Below are 26,731 nucleotides of genomic sequence, written 5' to 3' on the forward strand. Positions count from 1 at the left end.
TTTTAGGTGAGGCAAGCCTTAACTGTAACGTCCGCCGGCGGCGTGCCCCAGAGTGACCCGGGGGGCTGTTACTTAGGTAAACCTTACCTTAGTATGTGGGGCGATCACGGCTTGAGTGAGCTGTTTCGTGCAATCTGGGAGGCGGGGGCACCTGTGTCGGCACTCGAGGACACGATGACGTACTGGCGGCACCGGCTGGTCCCGGCGCCGCGCGAGACGCCCCTCCCGGCCGACCGCCCGTACCCCCCGTCCCCCACGGTGAAGGTGGAGACCCGCACCCGTCCCCTCACGGTCACCGCGCCCGAGGACGCGCTGCTCGCCGGGTACGCCGCGCTGCTGTACCGGTACGCCGGCACGCCGGACGTCACCTTCGGGTACGACGGGCTGCCGCTGCGCGTCGAGGTGCACGGGAGCACCACCTTCGCCGGCCTGCGCGCCGGTGTCGGCGCCGCGCTCGCCGAGGCCCGCGCGCACCGCGTGCCGCTCGCCACGCTCGCCGCCGACCTGTCGCCCGAGCCCACCCGGGGCGGGGGCCTGTTCTTCAACACCGCGTTCCGCACGGAGCGGGCCGACGGCGCGGACGAGGGCACGCTGGACCTGACGGTGACCGCCGCGGCCGGGGAGGCGCGTGCGGTGTACCGGGCCGACCTGTTCGAGGCGGCGACCGTGGACCGGCTGCTCGGCCACTACACGGCGCTGCTGCGCGACGGCCTCGCCCGGCCCGGCACCCCGGTGGGGGACCTGGAGCCGCTGGACGACGCCGAGCGCCACAGGATCCTCACCGAGTGGAACGCCACCGCGCACGACGTGCCGCCGCTGACCTGGCCGCAGATGTTCGCCGAACAGGTGCGGCTGCGGCCGGACGCGGTGGCGCTGGTCTTCGAGGACACCCGGCTGACCTACGCCGAGCTGGACGAGCGGGCCAACCGCCTCGCGCACGCCCTCGTGGCGCGCGGCGCGGGACCCGAGCGGGTGGTCGCCCTGGCCGTCCCCAGGTCCGCCGAGATGATCGTCGCGCAGGTGGCCGTGCTGAAGTCCGGCGCCGCCTACCTGCCCGTGGACACCGACTATCCGCCGGACCGCATCGCCTACATGCTGGGCGACGCCGCCCCCGTCTGCGCCGTCGTCACCCGGGAGACCGCGGGCGACGTGCCCGAGGGCTCCGGGATGCCGGTGCTGGTGCTGGACGCCCCCGAGACCGCGCGGGAGTTGTCCGGCCGGCCCGCGCACGCCCCCGAGGGCGAGCTGTCGGTGCTCAACGCCGCGTACGTCATCTACACCTCCGGGTCCACCGGCCGCCCCAAGGGTGTGGTGTTGTCGCACACCGGGGTGGCCAAGCTGGTCGCCACCCAGAGCGAGCGGTTCGGGATCGGGCCGCACAGCGTGGTGCTGCAGTTCGCCTCGCCCGGGTTCGACGTCGCGTTCTGGGACCTGTGCCTCGGGCTGCTGTCCGGCGGGCGGCTGGTCGTGGTGCCGTCGGAGCTGCGGGTGCCCGCCGCTCCGCTCGCGGACTACGCGCACGCCAACGGCGTCACGTTCATGATCCTGCCGCCCGCGCTGCTGGCGGCCATGCCCGAGGACGTGCGGCTGCCCGCCGGGGCCACGCTGCTGGCCGGGACCGAGCGGGTGTCGCCCGAGCTGGTCGCCCGGTACGCCAGGGGCCGCATGATGTTCAACGCGTACGGCCCCACCGAGGCCACCACCAACTCCACCCTCGGGTTGTGCGACCCGGACATCGCGCCCGGGTCCATCGTGCCGATCGGCGTGCCCGACCCCGGCACCCGCGCCTACGTGCTGGACGCGCGCCTGCGCCCGGTGCCCGCCGGGGTCACCGGTGAGCTGTACCTCGGCGGCGAGGGCCTGGCCCGGGGCTACCTCGGACGGGCCGGGCTGACGGCCGAGCGGTTCGTCGCCGACCCGTTCGGCGGGCCGGGGGAGCGGCTGTACCGCACCGGCGACCTGGTGCGGTGGCGGGCCGACGGGCGGCTGGAGTTCCTCGGGCGGGCCGACGCGCAGGTGAAGATCCGGGGCTTCCGCATCGAGCCCGGCGAGATCGAGTCGGTGCTGCGGGGTCACCCCGCCGTCGACCAGGTCGCGGTCGTGGTGCGGGAGGACCGCCCCGGGGACCGGCGGCTCGCCGCGTACGTCGTGCCCGCGACGTCCGCGCAGGAGCCCGGGGAGCGTGTCGCGGCGTGGAAGGACCTGCACGAGCTGCTGTACACCGCGTCCGCGGAGGAGTTCGCCGGGTGGAACAGCATGTACGACGGGCGTCCCATCCCGCTGGAGGAGATGCGGGAGTGGCGGGACGCGACGGTGACCGCGATCCGTGAGCTCCGTCCGCGCCGGGTGCTGGAGATCGGGGTGGGCAGCGGGCTCATCCTGTCCCGGCTCGCGGGGGAGTGCGAGGCGTACTGGGGGACGGACCTGTCGGAGGAGGCGATCCGTGCGCTGCGGTCCCGCGTGGCGTCCCGGCCCGAGCTCGCGGGCCGGGTGTCGCTGCTCTCCCGCCCCGCGCACGACCTCAGCGGTCTGCCCGCCGGGTTCTTCGACACCGTCGTCGTCAACTCGGTGGTCCAGTACTTCCCGAGCGCCGGGTACCTGACCGAGGTTCTGCGTGGCGCCGCCGCGCTTCTCGCCCCCGGCGGTCGCGTCTTCGTCGGCGACGTCCGCAACCTGCGCCTGCTCAGGACCTTGCGCACCGCCATCGAGACCCGCCGCGGCACCGCCGACCTGTCGCGGGCCGTCGACCGCGCCGTCCGCTGGGAGGGCGAGCTCCTCCTCGACCCGGACTACTTCACCACTCTCGGCCTGAATGCCGACATCCGCCTCAAGCGCGGCGCGTTCCACAACGAGCTGACCCGCTACCGGTACGACGTCGTCCTCGGCACCTCCCCCGCGGCCCCCGAGGAGGAGGCCCCGGAGGTCCCCTGGGCCGGCATGGACGACCTCGGCGCGCTGCTGGAGGCACACCCGGCCCGGCTGCGTGTCACCGGGATCCCCAACGCGCGCCTCGCCGAGGACCTCGCCGTGGGGGACGCGGCGGTGGACCCGGAGGGCCTGTACGCGCTCGGGGAGCGGCACGGGTACCGGGTGGCGGTCACCTGGGACGGTGGCGCGGGGGACGGGGCCGTGGACGCGGTGTTCGCCGCGGACGGAGTGCCCACGGGGGTGTACCGGGGGACGGGGAGGTATCCGACGGCCAACCGGCCGGTGCCGTTCCGGGACGTGAACGCGTTGATGCGGAGCCTGCGGGGGTTCGCGGCGGAGTGGTTGCCGGAGTACATGGTGCCGGCGGCGATGGTGGCGGTGGAGAGGCTGCCGGTCACGGCCAGCGGGAAGCTGGATGTGGCGGCGTTGCCGGTGCCGGAGCCGGGGCAGCTCAGCGCGGGGCGGGCCCCGCGGGGCCCTCGGGAGGAGGTGCTCTGCGAGCTTTACGCCGAGGTGCTCGGGGTGGCGGCCGTCACGGCGGAGGACGACTTCTTCGCGCTGGGCGGGGACAGCATCGTGGCGATCCGGTTGCTGGTGCGGGCGCGGGAGGAGGGGCTGCGGCTCACCTCGCGTGACGTGTTCCGGCATCGGACGGTGGCGGCGCTGGCGGAGGCCGTCACCGACGTGGACGGCGGCGCGGCGGGGCCGCTGGTCGAGCTGACCGGGGACGAGCTGGCCGAGGTGCTGGACGGCGACCCGCTGGAGGTCGCGGAGGTGCTGCCGCTCAGCCCGCTGCAGGAGGGCTTCCTGTTCCACGCGGAGCTGGACGGCGCGGACGCGGACGCCTACGTCGTGCAGCAGGTGATCGAGCTGTCGGGGCCGGTGGACGGCACGGCACTGCGGCGGGCCGCGCAGCGGACGCTGGACCGGCACGCCTCGCTGCGGGCGTGTTTCCGCCGCCTGGGCGACGGGCGGCCCGTCCAGATCGTCGCGGCGCGGCTCGACCTGCCGTGGCGCGAGGTCACCACCGAGGACGCGGACGCCGTCGCCGCGCAGGAGCGGTCGCGGCCGTTCGACCTGCGGCACGCGCCGCTGGTGCGGTGCGCGCTGGTGCGCGCGGGGGCGGAGCACCACCGGCTCGTCCTGACGTTCCACCACATCGTGGCCGACGGCTGGTCGCTGCCCGTGCTGCACCGCGAGCTGATGGCCTCCTACGGAGCGCAGGACGCGCCCGGCGAGGCGCCGCCCTACCGGGAGTTCCTGCGGGCGCTCGCCTCGGCGGACCGGGACGCGGCGCTGGCGGCGTGGCGGGAGGCGCTGGCCGGCGTCGAGGAACCCACGCACCTGGTGGAGGCCCCGCGGGACGGGCAGGCGATCAGGCCGGCGCAGGTGCGGGTGGAGTTGCCTGAGACGGCGACCGCCCGGCTGGCGGCGCACGCGCGGGCCCTCGGCGTCACGGCCGGCACGGTCGTGCAGGGCGCCTGGGGGCTGCTGCTCGGCCTGCTCACCGGGCGGCAGGACGTCGTGTTCGGCACCACCGTGTCCGGCCGTGACGTCGCGGTGCCCGGCATCGAGTCGATGGTCGGGCTGTGCATCAACACGCTGCCCACCCGGGTCCGGTGGCGGCCGTCCGACACCCTCGCGGAACTGCTGGAACGGTTCCAGGAGGAGCAGGCGCGGCTGCTCGGGCACCACCACCTCGGGCTGGCCGAGGTGCAGCGGCTCGCCGGGGCGGCGGGCGCGGGCGGGCTGTTCGACAGCCTCGTCGTCGTGGAGAACTACCCCGGCGGCACCGGCCCGGCCGACCCGGCCGGGACGGTGCGGATCACCGGGCACGAGTTCCACGACGCCGTGCACTACCCGCTCGCCCTCATCGTCAAGCCGGGCCGCAGGCTGGACCTGCGCCTGAAGTACCACGCGCAGCGCCTGGACGCCGCCGCGGCGCGGCTGCTCGCGGACCGGCTGGCCCGCGTCCTGCTCGCGATGGCCGACGACCCCGGCCGCCCCGTGGCGCGGGTGGACGTGCTGTCCGCCCCCGAGGCCGCGCTCGCGCTGCCGCACGGCGACACGCGCGCCGTGCCCGCGACCACCCTCGCCGCCGCGTTCGCCGCCCAGGCGGCCCGCACCCCGGACGCCGCCGCCGTCACCTACGAGGGGGAGACCCTCACCTACCGGGAGCTGGACGCCCGCGCCGAGGCCCTGGCCCGGCGCCTGCGCGCCCGGGGTGCCGAGCCTGAGCGGGTCGTCGCCGTCGCCGTGCCCCGCTCCAACGAGCTGATGGTGGCCCTGCTCGGCGTGCTCAAGTCGGGCGCCGCCTACCTGCCGCTCGACCTCGACTACCCGGCCGGCCGGGTGGCCCACATGCTCGCGGACTCCGGCGCCGCCACCGTCGTGACCACCGCCGCCACCGCCCCCCGCCTGCCGGGCGGCGCCTCGTCGCTCCTGCTGCTGGACGACGCCGGCGACGAGGGCACCGGGGAGACGGCCGCCCGGCCGGCCGGCCCGGACGACCCCGCGTACCTGATCTACACCTCCGGCTCCACCGGCCGCCCCAAGGGCGTCGTCGTCACCCACCGCGCCATCGTCAACCGGCTGGCGTGGATGCAGGGCGAGTACGGGCTGACACCGGACGACCGGGTGCTGCAGAAGACGCCGTCCAGCTTCGACGTCAGCGTCTGGGAGTTCTTCTGGGCGTTGCGCGAGGGCGCGGCCGTGGTGTTCGCCCGCCCGGACGGCCACCGCGACCCGGCGTACCTGGCGGGGCTCATCCGCGCCGAGGCGGTCACCACCCTGCACTTCGTGCCGTCCATGCTGGAGGCGTTCCTCCAGGTGGACGAGATCACCGCCGACCCGTCGTGGGCGGTGTCGCTGCGCCGGGTGTTCAGCAGCGGCGAGGCGCTGCCCGGCGCCGCCGCGGCCCGCTGGCTGGAGCTCACCGGGGTGCCGCTGCACAACCTGTACGGCCCCACCGAGGCCGCCGTGGACGTCACCTACCACCCCTGCGACGGCACGCCGGGCGCCGCCGTGCCGATCGGCCGCCCCGTGTGGAACACCGGCCTGCGGGTGCTGGACTCCCGCCTGCGCCCGGTGCCGCCCGGCACACCCGGTGAGCTGTACCTGACCGGCGTGCAGCTCGCCCGCGGCTACCACGCCCGCACCGGCCTCACCGCCGAACGGTTCGTCGCCGACCCCTACGGCGGGCCGGGTGAGCGCATGTACCGCACCGGCGACCTGGTTCGCCTGCGCCAGGACGGCGTGGTCGAGTACCTCGGCCGCACCGACCGCCAGGTCAAGCTGCGCGGCAACCGCGTCGAGCTCGGCGAGGTCGAGGCCGCCGTGGCCGCGCACCCGTCCGTCGCCCGCGCCGCCGTCACCGTGCGCGGCGACCGGCTCGTCGCCTACGTCGTCCCGGCCGCCGGGGCGCGGGACGTGGAGGAGGAGCTGCGGGCCGCACTCCCCGAGACACTGCCCGCGGCCATGCTGCCCGGGGCGTACGTCACGCTGGAGGAGCTGCCGCTGACGCCGAGCGGCAAGCTGGACCGCGACGCCCTGCCCGCCCCGGCGGCCGTGCGGGCCCCCGCGAGGGCGCCGCGCACCGAGGAGGAACGGCGCCTCACCGGCATCTTCGCGGCCGTGCTGAAGCTCACCGAGGTCGGCGCCGACGACGACTTCTTCATGCTCGGCGGCGACAGCATCACCTCCATCGGCATCTCCAGCCGCGCCCGCCGCGCCGGCCTGGACGTGACGCCGCGCGACGTCTTCACCCACCGCACCCCGGCCGCCCTCGCCGCCGCCGCCCGCCCCGCCGAGGCCGGCGCCCCCGGCGCGGACGAGGCGTTCGGCGCGTCGTTCACGCTGACCGCGGACGAGCTCACCCGCGTGCGCCGCCTGGCCGGGGGAGCGGTGACCGACGTCTGGCCCCTCGCGCCGCTCCAGGAGGGCCTGTTCTTCCACTCGACCTTCGACGCCACCTCCCTGGACGTCTACACCGTCCACGAGACCTTCGACTTCCCGGGCGGGCTGGACGCCGGACGCCTGCGCGCCGCCGCGCAGGCGCTGCTGACCCGCAACCCGGGCCTGCGCGCCGGGTTCACCAGCGACGGCCTGCGCCGCCCCGTGCAGTTCGTCGCCGGGGACGTGACGGTGCCCCTGGAGGTCGCCGACCTGTCCGCCCTGCCGGACGACGAGCGCGAGGCCCGGCTGCGCGAGCTCACCGACGCCGAGCGCACCCGGCGGTTCGCCCTGGACCGGCCGCCCCTGTTCCGGCTGCTGCTGGTCCGCCTCGGCGAGGACCGCGGCGACCGGCTCGTCGTCGGCCGCCACCTGCTGCTGTGGGACGGCTGGTCGGCCTGGGTGTTCCTGGAGCAGCTCTTCGCCCTGTACGCCTCCGGCGGCGACGCGAGCGGCCTGCCCGCGCCCGGCTCCTACCGCGACTACCTGGCCTGGCTCGCCGCCCAGGACCTCACCGCCGCCGACGGCGCCTGGCGCGCGGCCCTCGCCGGCCTGGAGGAGCCCACCCTGCTCGCCGGCGCCGTCGAGGAGGGCGGCGCGGCCCTGTCGGCGACGCTGGACCTGCTGCTGCCCGAGGAGCTCGGCGACCGCGTGCGCGAGACCGCCCGGCGGCACGGACTGACCCTGAACACGGTGTTCACCACCGCCTGGGGCCTGGTGCTGGGGGCCGCCACCGGCCGCACCGACGTCGTGTTCGGCACGACCGTGGCCGGCCGGCCCGCCGAGGTGCCGGACGTGGAGAACGTCATCGGCATGTTCCTCAACACCGTGCCCGCCCGCATCGCCTTCGACCCCGCCGAGCCGGTGCTCGGCCTGCTGCGCCGCGTGCAGGACGAACGGCTGGCGCTGCTGCCGTACGAGCACCACGGCCTCGGGAGCATCCAGGCCGGCAGCGGCCACCGCCGCCTGTTCGACACGCTGTTCGTGATGCGCGACGGCGACACCGAGCGGCGCCTCGCGGACCTGGAGGAACGGTACGGCGCCCGCGCCGTCGCCAACGTCGACGCCACCCACTACCCGGTGAACGTCGTCGTGACCCCCGGCCGCCGGATCCGGGTCACCGTCGCGCACCGCCCCGACGTCGTGGACCGCGACCAGGCCGCCGCCCTGCTCGGCCGCGTCGCCGTGGTGCTGGACCGGCTCACCGCGGACCTGACGATGCCCGCCGGCCGGCTCGACCCGATGCCCGCCGCCGAGCGCGCCGCCCTGGAGCGGCGGCAGGCCGCGAGCCGGGTGCCCGTCCCCGAGGAGACCATCGCCGGCCTGCTCGCCGCCCAGGCCGCCCGCACCCCCGGGGCGACCGCGCTGGTGTTCGGCGAGCAGTCCGTGACGTACGCCGAGCTGGACGACCGGGTGGACCGGATGGCGCGGCTGCTGCTGTCCCGGGGCGCCGGGCCGGAGCGCATCGTCGCGCTCGGCCTGCTCCGCTCCATCGACATGGTGGTAGCGCTGTTCGCCGTGCTGCGCGCGGGCGCCGCGTACCTGCCGCTGGAGACCGACCACCCCGACGACCGGCTCGCCGCGACGCTGGACGACGCCCGCCCCATGCTGCTGCTGTCCACCGCCGGTGTCGCCGCCCGGCTGGACGGCGCCGTGCCCGGGGTGCCCCGGGTGCTGCTCGACGACCCGGCCGTGCGGGCCGAGCTGGCCGCCCTGCCGGGCGGGCCGGTCACCGCGGCCGAGCGGCCGCCGTTCAGCATGGAGCACCCCGCGTACGTGATCTACACCTCCGGGTCCACCGGGCAGCCCAAGGGCGTCGTCACGCCGTACCGGGGACTGACCAACATGCAGCTCAACCACCGCGCGGAGATCTTCGCGCCCGCGGTGGCCTCGGCGGGCGGGCGGCGGCTGCGCATCGCGCACACCGTGTCGTTCGCCTTCGACATGTCGTGGGAGGAGCTGCTCTGGCTGGTCGAGGGCCACGAGGTGCACGTCTGCGACGAGGAGCTGCGGCGCGACGCCGAGGCGCTGGTCGCGTACTGCGACACCCACGAGGTGGACGTCGTCAACGTCACCCCGACCTACGCCCACCTGCTCATCGAGCAGGGCCTGCTGGAGGGGCACCGGCCGCCGCTGGTGCTGCTCGGCGGCGAGGCGGTGCCGCCCGCGCTGTGGAGCGTGCTGCGCGACACCGAAGGCACCTACGGCTACAACCTGTACGGCCCCACCGAGTACACCATCAACGCCCTCGGCGGCGGCACCCACGACAGCGCCACCCCGACCATCGGCCGGCCCATCCGCGGCACCCGCGCGCACATCCTGGACGCCTGGCTGCGGCCGGTGCCCGACGGCGTGCCCGGTGAGCTGTACCTCGCGGGCACCGGCCTCGCCCGCGGCTACCTGCGTCGTCCCGGGCTGACCGCCGAGCGGTTCGTCGCCGACCCCTACGGCGAGCCGGGGGAGCGCATGTACCGCACCGGGGACCTGGTGCGGCGCCGTCCCGGCGGGGAGCTGGACTTCCTCGGGCGCACCGACGACCAGGTCAAGATCCGCGGGCACCGGGTGGAGCCCGCGGAGATCGAGGCCGAGCTGGCCGCGCACCCCGGGGTCGCCCAGGCCGCCGTCGTCGCGGCCGTGGACCCCGCGGAACCCGCCGCCCGGCGGCTCGTCGCCTACCTGGTGCCCGCCGCGCTCACCGGGGAGGACCGCGAGGCCGCCGAGCGTGCGCGCATCGGGGAGTGGCGGGAGATCTACTCCGACGAGTACGAGCGCATCGGCACCGCCGTCTTCACCGAGGACGACTTCGCGGGCTGGGACAGCAGCTACGACGGCCGCCCCATCCCCGTGGAGCACATGCGCGAATGGCGGGACCGCACCGTCGAGCGGGTCCTCGATCTGAACCCGCGCCGGGTCCTGGAGATCGGCGTCGGCTCCGGCCTGCTGCTGTCCCGGCTGGCGCCCCGCGCCGAGGCGTACTGGGCGACCGACTTCGCCGCCCCCGTCATCCGCAAGCTCGGCGAGGACCTGCGCCGCGACCCGGCGCTGGCCGCCAAGGTCGAGCTGCGCCACCGCGCCGCGCACGACGTCACCGGCCTGCCCGAGGGCTACTTCGACACCATCGTGATCAACTCGGTGGTGCAGTACTTCCCGAGCGCCGGCTACCTCACCGACGTGATCCAGGGCGCGATGTCCCTGCTCGCCCCCGGCGGAGCCCTGTTCGTCGGCGACGTACGCAACCTGCGCCTGGCCCGCGACTTCCACACCGCGATCCAGCGCACCCGCATGGGCCCCGCCGCCGACCCCGACCGCCTGCGCCGCGCCGCGGAGCGCGGCCTGTCCCTGGAGAAGGAGCTCCTGCTCGACCCCGACTTCTTCACCACGCTCGGCCACCACGCCGACGTGCGCACCAAGCGCGGCGTGTTCCACAACGAGCTCACCCGCTACCGCTACGACGTCGTGCTGTACTCCGGCACACCCGCCGTCGAGCTGGGGGACGAGCCCGCCGTGGAGTGGGTGTCCCTGCCGGACGCCGGGCCGGCGGGGGAGCGGCTCGCCCGCCACCTGCGGGCGGACGCCCCGGTGCGGCTGCGGGTGACCGGCGTTCCCGACGCCCGCCTCGCCACCGAGCCGGGCGGCCCCGGGGCGGACGCCGCGGTGGACCCCGAGACGCTGCACGAGGCGGCGGCCGGGCACGGCTACCGCCTGCTGACCACCTGGTCCGCCACTCCCGGCGCCTTCGACGCGGTGCTCGTGCGCGACTGGGACGGCCACGGGGCGGTGGCGGGCTTGTACGTGCCCGGCGGCGGCACCCCGCCGTACGCCGGCACCCCCGCGGCCGGGCAGGACGCCGACGACCTGGTGCGGCGCGTGCGGGAGGACCTGCGGCGGCGCCTGCCCGCCTACATGGTGCCCGCCGCGTTCGTCACCCTGGACCGCCTGCCGATGAACGACAACGGCAAGCTCGACGTCCGGGCCCTGCCCACCCCGGAGCCGGTGGCGTCCTCCGGCGGCGGCCGCGCCCCCGGCACCCCCGCCGAGGAGGCCCTGTGCGGCCTGTTCGCCGACCTGCTCGGCCTGCCCGAGGTGGGTCCCGAGGACGACTTCTTCGACCTCGGCGGCCACTCCCTGCTCGCCACCCGCCTGGTCAGCCGCGCCCGCGCCGCCCTCGGTGCCGAGCTCGCCATCCGCGACCTGTTCGAGTCGCCCACCCCGGCCCTGCTGGCGTCCAAGGTCGAGACGGCCCGCCCCGCCCGCCCCGCCGTGGCACCCGTCGCCGGCCGTCCCGCGCGCGTCCCCGTCTCCCCGGCGCAGCGCCGCCTGTGGCTGTCCGAACGCATCAGCGGCGGCGACGCCTACCACTTCCCGCTGGTCTTCCGCCTCGCCGGCCCCCTGGACGTGGCGGCCCTGCGCGCGGCGGTCCACGACGTCGTGGAGCGCCACGAGGTCCTGCGCACGACCTTCCCCGGCCACGACGGCGAGCCCTACCAGCACATCCACCCCGCCGGCGGCGTCACCGTGCCCTTCGCCGTCACCGACCTCACGGCCCCCGGAGCGGACGCCGGGCCGGACACGCCGGACACGCTGGTCGCGGAGGTCGTGCGGCGGCCGTTCGACCTCGCGGGCGACCTGCCGCTGCGGGTGGAGATCTTCCGCGTGGCGCCGGACGAGCACCTCGTGGCGATCGTGCTGCACCACATCGCCACCGACGAGTGGTCGGACCGGCCGTTCCTCGGCGACCTCGGGATCGCGTACCGGGCCCGCGCCGAAGGACGGGCACCGGACTGGGCGCCCCTCGCCGTGCAGTACGCCGACTACACGCTCTGGCAGCGCACGCTGCTCGGGGACGGCGGCGAACCCGGCGGGGGAGAGGCCGGGCGGCAGCTCGCCTTCTGGCGCGCGGCCCTCGCCGGGGCGCCGGAGGAGATCACGCTGCCGCTGGACCGGGCCCGGCCCGCCGTGCCGTCCGGGCGCGGGGGCACGGTGCGCGCCGAGGTGCCCGCCGGGACCACGCGGGCCCTGCGGGCGCTGAGCGCGCGCACGGGGACCAGCATGTTCATGGTGCTCCAGGCGGCGGTGGCGACGCTGCTGCACCGCATGGGCGCCGGGGACGACATCCCGCTCGGCGCGCCCATCGCGGGGCGGACCGACGCGGCGCTGGACGACCTGGTCGGGTTCTTCGTGAACACCCTGGTGCTGCGTACCGACCTGAGCGGCGACCCGTCGTTCACCGAGCTGCTCGCCCGGGTGCGCGACGCCGACCTCGCGGCGTTCGAGCACCAGGACCTGCCGTTCGAGCGGCTGGTGGAGGCGGTGAACCCGCCCCGGGTGCCGGGACGCAACCCGCTGTTCCAGGTCATGATCGCCTACCACCACCGGCCGGACGGCGACCCCGAGGTGCTCGGCATGCCCACCGAGTGGTGGCCGGCCCGCATCGAGACCGCGAAGTTCGACCTGGACTTCGCCTTCGTCGACCACGTCGCCGAGGACCGGCTCACGCTGCTGCTGGAGTACGCGGCCGACCGCACCGACCCCCGGACGGCCCAGGCGCTGGCCGACCGGGCGGTGCTCCTGCTCGACGCCCTCGCCGCCGAACCCGGGCGCCCGGTGGGCGGCCTCCCGGTGCTGACGCCGCGCGAGCTCGGCGCGTCCCTCGGCGAGTGGAACGCCACCGCGCGGCCGGTGGAGCGCCGCACGGTGCCCGAACTGCTCGCCGGCGCGGCCGCCGCCCACCCCGGGCGGACCGCGCTTGTCACCCCGGACGGCACGCTGACGTTCGCCGAGCTGGCCGCCCGCGTGGACGCCCTCGCCGCCCTGCTCGCCGCGCGCGGCGTCACCGGCGAGGACGTGGTGGGCCTCGCGCTGCCCCGCGCCGCGACCGTGCCCGCGATCCTCGCCGTGCTCGCCGCCGGCGCCGCCTACCTGCCGCTCGACCCGGCCCACCCGGCGGACCGGCTGGCGTACATGCTGGACGACGCCGCCCCGGTCCTGGTCCTCACCACCACCGCCCTGGCCACGTCCCTGCCGGACGACCGGCCCGAGACCGTGCTGCTCGACACCTGGCCGGAGGCCGGGCACGGCCCGGCGCCCCGGCCGCGGCTGTCGCCGGAGTCCCTGGCCTACGTCATCTACACCTCCGGCTCGACCGGCAGGCCGAAGGGTGTGCTCGGCACCCACGGCGGCCTCAGCAACCTGTACGGCTCCCACGCCGCGGACCTCATCCCGCCCGCCGGGCCGGGCGCGGTGCGGGCCGTCCACGCCGCGTCCTTCAGCTTCGACGGCTCGTGGGAGCCGCTGCTGTGGCTGCTCGCCGGCCACGAGCTGCACGTCGTGGACGAGGCCACCATGACCGATCCCGCCGCGCTGCTGCGCCACGTCACAGAACACCGGATCGGCTACCTCGACCTCACCCCCACCTACCTGCAGGAACTCGCCCACCTCGGCTTCCTCGACCCCGGAGGGCCCGGTCACAGGCCCGGCGTCGTCACCCTCGGCGGCGAGGCGCTCCCCGCCTCGCTGTGGGAACGGCTGTGCGCGCTGCCCGGTGTGGTCGCGCACGACATCTACGGCCCCACCGAGTGCGCCGTCGACGCCTACGCGTGGCACGGCGGCCCCGAGCCGTGGGCGGCGCCGCTCGCCAACATCCGTGCCCACGTGCTGGACGCCGCGCTGTGCCCGGTGCCCCCCGGGGTGCCCGGCGAGCTGTACCTGGCGGGCGCCGGCCTCGCCCGCGGCTACCTCGGCCGCCCCGGCGCCACCGCCGAGCGGTTCGTCGCCGACCCCTACGGCGGCCCGGGTGAGCGCCTGTACCGCACCGGCGACGTCGTGCGCCGCCGCGCGGACGGCACTCTGGAGTTCCTCGGCCGCGCCGACGACCAGGTGAAGCTGCGCGGGTTCCGCATCGAACTCGGCGAGATCGAGGCCGCGCTGCGCACCCACCCGTCCGTCGCCCAGGCCGCCGTCCTGGTCCGCGAGGACACCCCCGGCGCACGGCGCCTGGTCGCCTACACCGTGCCCACCACCGGCGCCGCGACCGGCGTCGCGACCGGCGGCGGGACCGGCGGCGGGACCGGCGGCGGGACCGGCGGCGGGACCGGCGCCGCGTATGACGGGTCCGGTGATGGGGGCGGTCGCCGGGCCGGTGACGGGGCCGGTCTGCGGGCGCACGTGGCCGGCATGCTGCCCGAGTACATGGTGCCGTCCGCGTACGTCACCGTGCCGTCGTTGCCGCGGACGGTCAGCGGGAAGCTGGACCATCGCGCGCTGCCCGCGCCGGACGACCGGCCCGCCGCCGCGCGCCGCCCGAGGGACGCCCGCGAGGAGATCCTCTGCGAGCTGTTCGCGTCCGTGCTCGGCGTGCCGGAGGCCGGGCCGGACGACGACTTCTTCGTCCTCGGCGGGCACTCCCTGCTCGCCACCCGCCTCATCGGCCGGGTCAGGACGGCCCTGCGCGCCGAGGTGGACCTGCGCGCGGTGTTCGAGGCCCCGACCCCGGCCCGGCTCGCCGGCCGCCTGCGTGCTCCGGAGGGCGACCGGCCGGCCCTCCTCCCCCGCGGCGATCAGGACGCGCCGCTGTCGTCCGCCCAGCAGCGCCTCTGGGTGCTGCACCAGGTGGAGGGGCCCGGCGCGGCGTACAACCTCCCCGCCGCGTGGCGGCTGGAGGGCGAGCTGGACGTGACGGCGCTGGCCGCCGCCGTCCAGGACCTCGCCGAACGGCACGAGCCCCTGCGCACGGCCTTCCCCTCGCGCGACGGCCGCGCCCACCGGCTCCTGCTCGCCCCCGGGGCCCTGCGCGACGCCGTGCACGCCGAGGACGTCACCGAGGACACGCTGCCCGCCCGGCTCGCCGAGGCCGCGGGGCGTCCCTTCGCGCTGGAGCACGAGCCGCCGCTGCGGGTCCACGTGTTCCACCTGGCGCCGCGCGAGCACGTGCTGCTGCTCGTCGCACACCACATCGCGACCGACGAGTGGTCCGACGCGCCGCTGTGGCGCGACCTCGCCACGGCCTACCGCGCCCGCCTCGACGGCCGCGCGCCGGAGTGGGCACCCCTGCCCGTCACCTACGGCGACTACGCCGTGTGGCAACGCGCGCTGCTGGGCGACCCCGGTGACCCGGACACCCGCCAGGCCCGCCTGACGGAACACTGGCGCCGCGCACTCGCCGGGCTGCCGGAGGAGCTGGCGCTGCCCGCCGACCGGCCACGGCCTCCGGAGGCGTCCCACCGCGGCGGCGCGGCGGGCCTGACGATCGGGGCGGACCTGCAGCGCGACCTGCGCGCCCTGGCCCGCGCGCACGGCGTCAGCATGTTCATGCTCACGCAGGCCGCCGTCGCCGCGCTGCTGCACCGCCTCGGTGCCGGGGACGACATCCCGCTCGGCGCGCCGGTGTCCGGGCGGGACGACGAACGGCTCGAGGATCTCGTCGGGTTCTTCGTCAACACGCTCGTGCTGCGCACCGACCTGTCCGGCGCGCCGACGTTCGCGGAGCTGCTCGACCGGGTGCGCGAGACCGACCTCGCCGCGTACGAGCACCAGGATCTGCCGTTCGAACGGGTCGTGGAGGCCGTCAACCCGGCCAGGTCGCCGGCCAGGCACCCGCTGTTCCAGGTGATGGTCGTGTACCTGCCCGGCGGGGGCGCCACGCCCGAGCTGCCGGGGCTCGCCGCGCGGCCGGAACCGCTCGGGCAGGCGACCGCCAAGTTCGACCTGAGCTTCGACTTCGTCGAGCGGGGCGACGAGATCGACGGCTGGATCGAGTACAGCGCCGACCTGTTCGACCACGCCACCGCCGAGGGCCTCGGCCGCCGCCTGGTGCGGCTGCTGGAGCAGGCCGCCGCCGACCCCGCCCGGCCGGTGCGCGAGCTGGACGTCCTGGAGGCGCACGAGCGCGACCTGGTGCTGCGCGACTGGAACGCCACCGGCCGCGACGTGCCGCCGGTCACGCTGCCCGAGCTGTTCGCCGCCCAGGCGGCCCGCACCCCCGGCGCGCCGGCGCTGGTGGACGGCGGGCGGCGGCTCACGTACGCCGAGCTGGACGCCTGGGTGGACCGCACGGCCCGCGTCCTCGCCGGGCTCGGCGCGGGACCCGGCAGCACGGTCGCCGTCGCGCTGCCGCGCTCGGCGGAGCTGGTCGTCGCGCTGCTGGCGGTGCACCGGGCCGGGGCGGCGTACCTGCCGCTCGACGCCGGGTACCCGGCCGAGCGCGTCGCGTTCATGCTGGAGGACGCCCGGCCGGTGCTGGTGCTGCGCGACGGGCTGCCCGACGGCCCGCCCGGGGAGCTGCCCGCGTCGTACGACCCGCGGGACCCGGCGTACGTGATCTACACCTCGGGGTCCACCGGGCGCCCGAAGGGGGTGGTGGTGCCGCACGCGGGCATCGCCAACCGCCTGCTGTGGATGCAGGACGCCTACGGGCTCACCGGGGACGACCGGGTGCTGCAGAAGACGCCGTCGAGCTTCGACGTGTCGGTGTGGGAGTTCTTCTGGCCGCTGGTCACCGGGGCGGCGCTCGTGATGGCCCGGCCGGACGGGCACAAGGACCCGGCGTACCTGGCGCGCCTCATCGAGGACGAGGCCGTCACCACGGTGCACTTCGTGCCGTCCATGCTGCGGGCCTTCCTCGGCGAACCCGCCGCCGCCCGGTGCACGGCCCTGCGCCGCGTGCTCTGCAGCGGCGAGGCGCTCCCCGCGGAGCTCGCCGCCCGCTGCCACGCCGTGCTGCCCGCGGAACTGCACAACCTGTACGGCCCGACGGAGGCGTCCGTGGACGTCACCGCGACCGAGATCCCTCCCGGCTCCGCCGTCGTGCCGATCGGCCGTCCCGTGTGGAACACCCGCGCCTACGTGCTGGACGCCGCCCTGCGTCCCGTGCCCCCCGGCGCACCCGGCGAGCTGTACCTGGCGGGCGTCCAGCTCGCCCACGGCTACCTGCGCCGGCCCGCCCTCACCGCCGGACGCTTCACCGCCGACCCGTACGGCCCGCCCGGCACTCGCATGTACCGCACGGGTGACCTGGCGCGCTGGCTCCCCGGCGGCACGCTCGAGTACCTCGGACGCACCGACGACCAGGTCAAGATCCGCGGCTTCCGCGTGGAACTCGGCGAGATCGAGGCCGCCCTCACCGCCCACCCGTCCGTGTCCCACGCCGCGGTCACCGTCCAGGACCAGCGTCTGGTCGCGTACGTCGTCCCCACGCCCCCGGCCGGGGCCGCTCCCGCGCCGGCCGTCCCCGCTGAAGGGGGCACGGTCGAGCGGGCCGCCGTGGACCCCGCCGCTGTGCGTGAGCACGTGCGGTCGGTGCTGCCCGAGCACATGGTGCCCGCGGCCGTCGCCGTGCTCGGCGCGCTGCCGCTCACCCCGAGCGGGAAGCTGGACCGCAAGGCGCTGCCCCGGTACGACTTCGCCGCCGAGGCGGGGGAGGAGGCGCCGCGCACGCCCGCCGAGGAGCTGGTGAGCGGACTGTTCGCCGACGTGCTCGGGATCGGCCGCGTGGGGGTGGAGGACGACTTCTTCGCCCTCGGCGGGGACAGCATCGTCGCCATGCAACTGTCCGCGCGGGCCCGCGCCGCCGGGCTGCCCCTCACCCCCCGCGACGTCTTCCGCCACAAGACACCCGCCGCACTGGCCGCGCTCCTCCCAGGAGCGGCAGGTGTGTCGGGGGCCCTGGCTCCTGGCGCGGGCGGTGCGCCGGCGATCCACGCCGCCGGCGCGACAGGTGCGCCGGGGGCCGCGCTCGTCGCGCTCACCGAGGAGGAGTGGGCCGAGGCCGCGCCGGCGGCCGGGGGGCAGGTGCTGCCGCTCACGCCGCTGCAGGCGGGGCTGCTGTTCCACGCCTCGTTCGACTCCGGTGACGACGGGCCGGACGTCTACACCGTCCAGGTGACCTACGATCTCGACGGCCCGCTCGACCCCGCGCGCCTGCGCGCGGCGGGGCAGGCGTTGCTGGACCGGCACGAGAACCTGCGTGCGGGGTTCCGCTACCTGTCCTCCGGCCGCCCGGTGGCCGTGGTCCCGCCGGTGGTGACGCTGCCGTGGCGCGAGGCCGACCTGTCCGGGCTGGACGACGCGGCCGCGGCGGCCCGCTTCGAGCGGTACCTCACCCAGGAGCGCCGTCGTTTCACCCCGGCCGAGCCGCCCCTGCTGCGCCTCATGCTGGTACGCCTGGCAAAGGACCGGCACCGCCTCGTCCTGTCCCACCAGCACCTGCTCCTGGACGGCTGGTCGCTGCCCCGCCTGGTCCGCGAACTGTCCGAGCTGTACGCCGGCGGCCCGCTCCCCGGGGGCCCGGCGGGTGGCCGCGCACGTCCGTTCCGGGACTACCTGGCCTGGCTGGCGCGGCAGGACGCCGAGGCGTCCGGCGTCGTCTGGCGTGAGGCGCTGCGCGGGCTGGAGGGGCCGGCCCATCTGGTGCCGGCGGACCCGGACCGGCGGCCGGTCATCCCGGACATGCTCACCACGGAGCTCGGCGACGAGCTCACCGCGGACCTGACCAGGCTCGCGCGGGCGCACGGGCTCACCTTGAACACGCTGGTCCAGGGGGCGTGGGGCGTCGTGTTGTCCCGGCTCACCGGGCGGGACGACGTGGTGTTCGGCGCCACCGTCTCCGGCCGGCCCGCCGAGCTGGACGGCGTCGAGTCGATGATCGGGCTGTTCATCACGACCGTCCCGGTCCGCGTCCGCGTGCGCGACAGCGAGCCGGTGACCGCGTACCTCGCCCGCCTCCAGGACGAGCAGTCCGCGCTCATCGCCCACCAGCACCTGGGCCTGGCCGAGATCCAGCGCCACGCCGGCCACGGCGACCTGTTCGACACCTTGCTCGTCTTCGAGTCCTACCCGGTCGCCGAGGACCACGAGGACCACGAGGACCACGAGGACCACGAGGACCACGAGGACCACGAGGACCACGAGGACCACGAGGACGCCGGGGACGCGGTGGGCGGCGCCCCGGACCGCATGCCGCGGGTCGCCGTGCGTGAGCACCGGGACGCGACGCACTACCCCTTCACATGGGCGATCGAGCCCGGGGAACGGCTCACGCTGACCGCCGAGTACCGCCCCGACCTGTTCGAGCGCGCGGCGGCCGAACGCGTGTCGGCCGCGCTGACCCAGGTCCTGACCGCGATGGCCGCCGGTCCCGCGCGACCGGTCGGCGCGATCGACATCCTCACCCCCGCCGGACGCCACACCGTCCTGTCCACCTGGAACGACACGGCGCTCCCCGCCACGCCGTCCACCGTCACCGAACTGTTCCAGCGCCAGGCCGCGGCCTCGCCGGACGCGGTGGCCGTGGTCTGCGGCGCGGAGACCTGGACGTTCGCCGACCTGAACGACCGCGCCAACCGCCTCGCGCGCCTTCTCGCCGCCCACGGCGCCGCCCCCGAGCGCGTCGTGGCCCTGTCCCTGCCGCGCACCGCCGACCACATCACCGCCATCCTCGCGGTGCTGAAGTCCGGCGCGGCGTACCTGCCCCTCGACCCCGACCTTCCGGAGGCCCGCGCCGAGGCCCTCCTGGCCGACGCCCGCCCCTGCCTCCTGGTCACCACCACCGCCCTGCTCGGCCGCACCGGGACGTCGCCGGGTGTCCCGCGCCTGGTGCTGGACGGGCCGGGGACGGAGGAGCGGCTGGCCGCGACGGACGGCGGGGACCCCGTCACGGTGCCGGACCCCGCGCATCCGGCGTACGTCATCTACACCTCCGGGTCCACCGGCCGGCCGAAGGGTGTGGTGGTGTCGCACGGCAGCGTGGCCAACCTGTTCCACAGTCACCGGCGCACGCTGCACGACCCCGCCAAGGAGGCCACCGGGCGGCGGCACCTGCGGGTCGGGCACGCGTGGTCGTTCTCGTTCGACGCCTCCTGGCAGCCGCAGTGCTGGCTGCTGGACGGGCACGCGCTGTACGTCATGGACGACGACACGCGCCGGGATCCCGAGCTGGCCGCCGCGTACGTCCGCGAGCATCGGCTGGACTTCATCGAGGTCACCCCGTCGATGTTCGCCCAGATGGCCGACGCCGGCCTGGTCAGGGACGGCGAGTGCCCGCTGGCCGTGGCCGGCGTCGGCGGCGAGGCCGTGCCGGGCCCGCTGTGGGACCGGCTGGCCGCGCTGCCCGGCACCGCGGCGTTCAACCTGTACGGCCCCACCGAGGCCACCGTGGACGCCCTGGTCGCCCGGGTCGGCGACGGCGACCGGCCACTGGTCGGCCGCCCGGTCGCCAACACCCGCGCCTACGTGCTCGACGGCGCCCTGCGCCCCGTGCCGCCCGGTGTCACCGGTGAGCTGTACCTGGCGGGCGCGGGCCTCGCCCGCGGCTACCTCGGCCGCCCGGACCTGACCGCAGAACGCTTCGTCGCCGACCCGTTCGCGGCGCTGTCCGGCGACCCCGGCGCCCGGATGTACCGCACCGGCGACCTGGCACGCTGGGACGAGGAGGGCCGCCTGGAGTACGCCGGCCGCGCCGACGACCAGGTCAAGATCCGCGGCTTCCGCGTCGAGCCCGCCGAGATCGAGGCGGTCCTGCGCCGCCACGAATCGGTGGCCGAGGCCGTGGTCGTCCCCCGCGAGGACTCCCCGTCCCTCAAGCGCCTGGTCGCCTACGTGGTGCCCGCGCACAGGGCCGGTGCTCCGGCGGGGCCGGTCGACCCGGCCGGGTTGCGGGCCTGGGCGGGCGCGGCGTTGCCGGACTACATGGTGCCGGCGGCCGTGGTGGTGCTGGACGGGCTGCCGTTGCTGCCGAACGGCAAGCTGGACCGGGCGGCGCTGCCCGCGCCTGACCTCACCGGTGGCGGGGGCCGTGCCCCCGGGACCGAGACCGAGCGCGTCCTGTGCGAGGTCTTCGCCGAGGTGCTCGGCGTCACCGGGCTCGGGCCCGACGACGACTTCTTCGCCCTCGGCGGGAGCAGCCTCGTCGCCATGCGGCTGGTCGGCCGGGCCCGCGCGGCGGGGCTGCGGCTCACCCCGCGCCAGGTGTTCCGGCACCGGACCGTCGCCGCCCTGGCCGCCGTCGCCGGGACCCCGGGTGAGCGGCCGCACGACGACGGCACCGGCACGGTGCCGCTGACGCCTGTCATGCACGCCCTGCGGGAACGCGGCGGCCCCATCGACGGCTACCACCAGGTGGCGCTGGTCCAGACCCCCGCCGCGCTCGACGAGCCGGCTCTGCGCACCGTCCTGCAGTCCCTCGCCGACCGCCACGACATGCTCCGCGCCCGCCTCCACCGCACCCCCACGCCGGGTGCACCGGCGGGGACGGCGGCCCGGCCCGGCTCCGGTGAGCACTGGGTGCTCCAGGTGCCGGGCACCGTCGACGCCGCCGGGTGGATCCGCCGGGTGGACGTGGCCGGGGCCGGCGAGGCAGGGCTGCGGGCCGCCGTCGCGCGGCACGCGCGGGAAGCCCGGGAGTGGCTGGCGCCGGAGGCCGGGCGCATGGTGCGGGCCGTGTGGTTCGACGCGGGGCCCGGCCGTCCCGGGCGGCTGCTGCTGATGATCCATCACCTGGTGGTGGACGGGGTGTCGTGGCGCGTGCTGCTCCCGGACCTGGCCGCCGCCTGGGCGGACGTCGCGGCCGGCGGGCCTGCCGCGACGGCGTCCGCCGGGACGCCGTCCCGCCGCGGGCCGGAGGTGCCCGCCGGCATGTCGTTCCGCCGCTGGTCGGAGCTGCTCGCCGAGCGGGCCGCCGACCCGGCCACGGAGGACGAGGTGCCGCTGTGGACGTCGGTCCTCACCGGGGCCGAGCCGTTGCCGCTGCCCCGGGCGCTCGACCCGGCCAGGGACGTGGTGGCCACCACCGGCCAGGTGTCCCTCACCTTGCCGGCCGGCAGTACGGCCCCGCTGCTCACCCGGGTGCCCGCCGCCTTCGCGGCCGGCGTGAACGACGTGCTGCTCACCGCCCTCGCCCTGGCCGTCGCCGACTGGCGCCGCCGCAGGACCGGGGGCGGCACGTCGGTGCTGGTGGACCTGGAGGGGCACGGGCGTGCGGAGGAGCCGGCGGGCGGCGCGGACCTGTCGCGCACCGTCGGGTGGTTCACCAGCGTCGTCCCCGTCCGCCTGGACACCGGGCCCGCCGACCTGGACGACGCGCTCGCCGGCGGCCCCGCTCTCGACGAGGTGCTGACCCGGGTGCGTGAGCACCTCGCCGCACTGCCGGCGGCGGGCCTCGGGCACGGGCTGCTGCGCCACCTCAACCCCGGCACCGGCCCGGCGCTGGCGGCGTTGCCCGGGGCGGACATCGAGTTCAACTACCTGGGCCGCTTCACGCACCCCGAGGCCGCCGACTGGTCCTACGCGCCGGAGGAGGACGCCGCCGACCCGGGGGCCGACCCCGGCATGCCGCTGTCCCACGCCCTCACCGTCACCGCCCTCACCGAGGACCGGGGCGACGGGCCGCGCCTGACCGCCCACTGGGCCTACGCCGCGGAACTGCTCTCCGAGCGGGACGTCCACGACCTGGCCACCACCTGGTTCCGCGCGCTGGAGGCCCTGGTGCGCCGAGCGTCATGACAACAAGGAACGAAAGGAACACGATGACCAATCCCTTCGACGACCCGGACGGCACCTACCTGGTGCTGGTGAACGCCGAGGGCCAGCACAGCCTGTGGCCCGAGTTCGCCGAGGTCCCGCCCGGCTGGACCACCGCGCACGGCCCCGCCTCGCGTCAGTCCTGCCTCGACCACGTCGAAGCCAACTGGACCGACATGCGGCCGAGGAGCCTCGCCGCCCGCGACACCGCCCCGGCGAACCGCGCGTAGCCCGCACCAGCCCCGGAACGGCCCCGCGATCGCGATCGCGGGGCCGTTCCGCGTTCCGGTGGGAGCACGCCGGAAAGCACAGAGGCCGGGCCGCGTCGACGCGGCCCGGCCTCCAGGGGAAGGTCAGTCGGTGGACTGGGGGACCTCCGTGGCGGGGTCGCCGTCCACGGCGGCGGCCAGTTGGGGGACCAGGCGGTCCAGGGTGTAGGGGAGGCTCAGGGCGGAGACGAAGGAGATGGCGTTGCCGTAGTCGCCGGTCTCCTTGACGTAGAACTCACGGCCTTCCGACACGACCTTCAGGTCCGCGTACAGCTTGTCCTTGCGGATCTTGGCGCTGTCGGCGGCGGGGTCGGGGACCAGCCACAGCAGGACGCCGGTGTCGAGCAGGTCGGTGCGCTCCTTGCTGATGTTGCCGCCGAACTCCTCGCCGACGGCCTGCTTCATGTCCGGGGGAAGCACGAAGCCCAGCTCGGTGAGAAGCCGTGTCCGGTTGTCCTGGGGCCCGTAGACGAAGATGCCCTCGTACGGGGTGGCGACCAGGCCGGTGACCCCGGCGAACTCCGGGTGCTCCTTCTTGGCCGCGGCGAACTTCGCCTCGACGGACGCGACGAGTGCCTTGGCCTCGGCCTCCTTGCCGAGCACCTTGCCGATGGTCTCGGTCTGCTGCTGCCACGGGATGCCCCAGTCGACGAACTCCTTGGGCTGCGCCACCACCGGGGCGATCTTGGACAGGGTCTCGTACTGGTCCTTGGTGATGCCCGAGTACAGGGCGAGGATCAGGTCCGGGGCCAGCGCGGCGATCTTCTCGGGCTGGGGCCCCGTGCCGGTGTCCTTGAGCACGGTGGGCACGGCCGCGCCGCCCAGCTTGGCGGACGCCCACGGCCCGATGGCGCCCGGGTACCCGCCGAGCCACTCGGTGGTGCCCACGGGGACCTTGCCGAGCGCCAGCGCCGCGTCCTGGTCGGTGAGCCCGACCGCCACGATCCGCTGCGGCTCGGCCTCGATGGTGGTGCTGCCGTACTTGTGCGCGATGGTCACCGGATAGGCCCCGGCGGCCGGCGAGGCCGGCGCGGCGCCGGACGCGGCCGGCTCGGGGGAGCCGGAGCCACAGGCGGCGGCCATGCCGGTCAGCAGAACGGAAACGAGGGCCACGGCGAGCCGTGCGCCTCTGCGGGAGCGGAACATCAACAGGTCCTTCATCGGTTCGGATGGAACATCGCGACGCCCGCGGCGGGGCCTCGCAGGTGCGACCGCCTCGGCGGCTCGCGTCGCCCGGCCGGCAGGTGACGGCCGGCGCGGATGGTGGACGGTCAAGGGCTGGGGTCTACGGACGTCCGGCCGTGCCGGCTCCCGGCGCCGAGGCGCGGGTGCCGCTGTCCGGCGGTGTCCGGGGGTCGGTGGTTGCGGGGCCGGCGGACGGCTCTGGTGCGGAGGCGCGGGTGCCGCTGTCCGGCGGTGTCGTGGGGTCGGTGGTTCCAGGCTCGGTGGGTGCCTCCGGTGCGGGGGCGTGGGGCCCGGCGGCCGGGGGGGTCTCCGAGGCGGCCGGGAGGCGGGTGCCGGACCAGGCGGACCACAGGGTGGCGTAGGGGCCGCCGGCTGTGCGGAGGGTTTCGTGGGGACCGGACTCGACGACGCGGCCCTGGTCGAGCACGACGACGCGGTCGGCGGTGGCGGCCTGGGTGAGGCGGTGGGCGACCACCAGGGCGGTGCGGCCCTCGACGGCGTTCTCGGCGGCGCGTTCCAGGGCGCGGGCGCCGCTGCTGCCGGCCTCGGCGGTCGCCTCGTCCAGGACGGCCACCGGGGGGTCGGCGAGGATCAGGCGGGCCAGTGCCACCTGCTGGACCTGCGCGGCGGTGAGGCGGTGGCCGCCTTCGCCGACCACGGTGCCGAGGCCGTCGGGCAGGGCCTCGGCCCAGGTCAGCGCGTCCACCCGGGCCAGGGCGTCACGCAGCTCGGCGTCGGTGGCATCGGGCTTGGCGAGCCGCAGGTCCTCGGCGAGCGGGCCGGCGAACACGTGCAGCTCCTGGGTGACCAGGCCCACGGGACGGCCGTGGCCGTTCCCCGCGGTCACCCGCACCGAGCCGGCGGACGGCCGGTGCACGCCCGCGATGAGCTTGGCGAGCGTCGTCTTCCCCGCGCCGGTGGCCCCCACCAGCGCCACCCGTTCCCCGGCGCGCAGCACCAGGTCCACGTCGTGCAGCACCGGCCGGCCCGGCTCGTACGCGTGCCCCGCGCCGCGCACCGCGACCACCGCGTCCACCGCGGCCTCCTGCGGCCCGGGGGCCGGGGCGGTGTGCGGCTCGGGCGGCGGGAGGGTGGCGACGCCGACGAGCCGGGCGAGCCCGGCGCCCGCGGACTGCGCGTCGTCGAGGAGCACGAGTGCGGTGTTGACGGGGGAGAAGAGGCTGTGGAAGTACAGGGCCGCGGCGGTGGCGGTGCCGATGGAGGCCGAACCGCTGCGCACCAGGAGGAACCCGGTGATCAGCACGGCGGCCAGCCCGGCGTACTCGGCGATGTGCAGGCGGCTGTAGAACCGCAGGACCAGGCCGACACCGCGCATGGTGAGGTCCACCGCGGCGAGGGACCGTCGGGTGACCCGCTCGGTGTGCCCGGCCTCCAGGCGGAACGCCCGCACGGTCCCCGCGCCGCCGATGGTGTCCAGCAGTTGCTGCTGCTGGGCCCCGGCGGCGACGCGCTGCCTGGCGTACAGCGGGACGGCGTTGCGCACGTACCACCGCGCGGTGTGCGCCTGCACCGGCACCGCGACCAGGGCCGCGAGCAGGAACCGCCAGTCGAGCACGGCCAGCGCGCCGAGCGTCAGCACGATGGCCAGCAGCGACCGCGCCAGCTCCGGCAGCGCCGTCCGCACCGCCTCCGCCACCTGCGTGACGTCCGCGGTGACCCGAGCGGTGAGGTCACCGGACCCGGCCTTCTCCACCCGCTCCAGCGGCAGGTGCAACGCCCGCTCGACGAACCGCTCCCGCAGCCGCGCGAGCACCGTCTCCCCGAGCCGCGCGATCATCGACAGCCCGAGCGTCGTGGCCCCACCCTGCGTGAGCGCGACCAGCACCAGCGCCACCACCGGCACGGTGAGCGCCTCCACTCCCCGCCGCTGCGCCACCAGATCCACGATGTGCCCGAGCAGCGGCTGCGTGAGCAACCCCACCGTCGTGGCCGCCACCATCACCGCGAACCCCGCCGCAGCCCGCCCACGGTACGGCCGCACCAGCTCACGCACCGCCGCCCAGGTACGGCGGCCGTCCGCGACAGGCAACAACTCCCGCCCGTCCGTGTCCGTGGACGGTGCGGTGGTGCCGGCTTCGGGGGAGCGGCCGGGGGAGTCGGGAAGCATGGTCTCGCCGGGGATCGAGGGGCCGGGGGAAACAGGGGGATCGGTCGTCATGACAGGACCGCCGTCCGGTAGGTGGCGTGGCGGCGGATCATCTCCGTGTGGGGGGCGGTGTCGACGATGCGGCCGTCGTCCAGCAGGGCCACGCGGTCGGTGGCGGCCAGGAGGGCGGGGCTGGTGGTCACCACGATGGTGGTGCGGCCGCGGCGGTGGTCGCGCAGGCCGGAGGCGATGCGGGCTTCGGTCACCGCGTCCACGGCGGTGGTCGGGTCGTGGACCACCAGGACCGGGCGGGCGGCGGCCAGGGCTCGCGCGAGGGCCACTCGCTGGCGCTGGCCGCCGGACAGTGACCGGCCGCCCTCGCTGAGCGGGGTCTCCATGCCACGGGCCGCGGTGCGCGCCACCTCGTCCGCGCCGGCCGCCGCCATGGCGGCCTCGACGGTCGTCGATCCGGACGGGGTCGTGTCCGGCGGCGGGGCGATGTTGGCGAGGAGGGTGTCCTCGAAGAGGGCGGCGTCGTGGTGGGCCACCAGGACGGCGGTGCGCAGGGCCGACGGGTCGAGGGAGTGCAGGGGGACGCCGTCCAGTTCGATGGTGCCGGTGGTGGGGTCGGTCTCGCGGGACAGGCAGCGCAGGAGGGTGGTGGCGTCGGCGGGGTCGGTGGGGGCGATGCCGAGGAACTCGCCGGGGGAGACCTTCAGGGTCAGGTCGCGCAGGCCGGCGTGGGTGACGCCGGTCAGGCGCAGTTCGCCGCGTACGGGGT

5 protein-coding genes are annotated in these 26,731 nt (G+C 76.2%); 2 read left to right on the forward strand and 3 right to left on the reverse strand.

Going from position 1 to position 26,731, the window contains the following annotated elements:
* The first annotated feature begins 153 nt into the window (after nt 1–153).
* Together ABGB17_RS31210 and ABGB17_RS31215 are read left to right on the forward strand one after the other, a co-directional pair.
* A complete protein-coding gene (locus tag ABGB17_RS31210; RefSeq protein ID WP_347636243.1) occupies nt 154–22,371 on the forward strand; it encodes a non-ribosomal peptide synthase/polyketide synthase in 22,218 nt (7,405 codons plus the stop codon).
* A gap of 23 nt (nt 22,372–22,394) precedes the next feature.
* Entirely contained in the window at nt 22,395–22,619 is a 225-nt protein-coding gene (locus ABGB17_RS31215) for an MbtH family protein (protein WP_347636247.1), read from the forward strand.
* A 123-nt stretch (nt 22,620–22,742) separates the two neighbouring features.
* Here the strand turns inward: ABGB17_RS31215 and ABGB17_RS31220 are convergent, their stop codons facing one another.
* From ABGB17_RS31220 to ABGB17_RS31230, 3 genes are all read right to left on the reverse strand, one after another.
* Nucleotides 22,743–23,819: an iron-siderophore ABC transporter substrate-binding protein gene (locus ABGB17_RS31220; RefSeq protein WP_347636250.1), complete on the reverse strand. Its 1,077-nt coding sequence runs from the start codon at nt 23,817–23,819 to the stop codon at nt 22,743–22,745.
* Between the two features lie 124 nt (nt 23,820–23,943).
* Nucleotides 23,944–26,022 (reverse strand): ABC transporter ATP-binding protein, encoded by a 2,079-nt coding sequence (locus ABGB17_RS31225; protein WP_347636254.1) that lies wholly within the window; start codon nt 26,020–26,022, stop codon nt 23,944–23,946.
* Nucleotides 26,019–26,731: ABC transporter ATP-binding protein (locus ABGB17_RS31230; RefSeq protein ID WP_347636258.1), on the reverse strand; the 713-nt coding region annotated here is incomplete at its 5' end. The genes ABGB17_RS31230 and ABGB17_RS31225, both read right to left, overlap by 4 nt.

The organism is Sphaerisporangium sp. B11E5 (assembly GCF_039871875.1).
GTDB lineage: Bacteria > Actinomycetota > Actinomycetes > Streptosporangiales > Streptosporangiaceae > Sphaerisporangium.

What these genes read in the sequence shown, in the direction of transcription:
- ABGB17_RS31215 (WP_347636247.1), top strand. Translation starts at nt 22,395, where the DNA reads ATGACCAATCCCTTCGACGACCCGGACGGCACCTACCTGGTGCTGGTG.
- ABGB17_RS31220 (WP_347636250.1), bottom strand. Translation starts at nt 23,819, where the DNA reads ATGAAGGACCTGTTGATGTTCCGCTCCCGCAGAGGCGCACGGCTCGCC.
- ABGB17_RS31225 (WP_347636254.1), bottom strand. Translation starts at nt 26,022, where the DNA reads ATGACGACCGATCCCCCTGTTTCCCCCGGCCCCTCGATCCCCGGCGAG.